Raw genomic sequence first — 553 nt, forward strand, 5'->3', positions numbered from 1 at the left:
GCCCGAAGCCGATTATCTAACCTTTTGGAAGAAGTCGTCGAAGGTGGAATCAATAACTGGGGTGAAGTCGTAACAAGGTAGCCGTATCGGAAGGTGCGGCTGGATCACCTCCTTTCTAAGGAGAATTACCTACTGTTTAATTTTGAGGGTTCGTTTTTACGAATACTCATTGTTAGCACTTTAAGCAACGGAATTTATTCGTTGGCGACGTGCTTTAGCACTTTGAAAACTGCATATATATTTAGTGATATGACATCTAATTTGTAATATATAAAGCTGATAACTTTTTAAAATTATCAAGTTGATAGACTTTAATCTATCAAACCTTTTTAACTGGTCAAGTTATTAAGGGTGCAGGGCGGATGCCTTGGCACTAGGAGCCGATGAAGGACGTGATAAGCTGCGATAAGCTTCGGGGAGTTGCACGTAAACTTTGATCCGAAGATTTCCGAATGAGGAAACTCACTTAGAGTAATGTCTAAGTATCATTAAGTGAATACATAGCTTAATGAGGGGAACTCAGGGAACTGAAACATCTAAGTACCTGAAGGAA

At 39.6% G+C, this 553-nt stretch carries 2 rRNA genes; both read left to right on the top strand.

Annotation, left to right across the window (positions count from 1 at the left end):
- Positions 1-115 (top strand): 16S ribosomal RNA (locus tag IR152_RS19840); the annotation flags it as partial.
- Positions 116-335: 220 nt separating this feature from the next.
- Positions 336-553, top strand: a 23S ribosomal RNA gene (locus tag IR152_RS19845); the annotation flags it as partial.

This window comes from Clostridioides sp. ES-S-0108-01, assembly GCF_020662285.1.
In the GTDB taxonomy this organism is placed as follows: domain Bacteria; phylum Bacillota; class Clostridia; order Peptostreptococcales; family Peptostreptococcaceae; genus Clostridioides.